The organism is Vallitalea sediminicola (assembly GCF_054408565.1).
In genome coordinates this window covers 1-256 of record NZ_BTPT01000334.1, presented here as the reverse complement: position 1 = coordinate 256, position 256 = coordinate 1, and the positions used below count along the sequence as shown (strand labels likewise).

The following is a 256-nucleotide window of genomic DNA, read 5'->3' as shown; positions in this document are numbered from 1 at the left end:
CGTATAACTAGAAAAAGTATCAATTATGTGATAGATGATAATAGAGTAATTGACAAAGTGATTACAACTGAACCTGTAGATATCCCTAGGAATGGTTATGTACTTAGCAGAGTAACAGAAGATACTGACAAATATGATTTATTAAAAGTTAATGAAATAGTTGAAATTGAGACTGTCTACACTCCTGATATAGGAACTGTGAAAGAAGCTTTTCAATCTGGAGGATGGTTGGTAAAAGACTCTGTAAATGTTGCAA

Annotated in this window: 1 protein-coding gene; it reads left to right on the top strand. The window is 32.0% G+C overall.

Annotation, left to right across the window (positions count from 1 at the left end; genetic code table 11):
- On the top strand, positions 1–256 hold a 256-nt coding region (locus ACX6CF_RS26955; RefSeq protein WP_458788456.1), incomplete at both ends, for a hypothetical protein.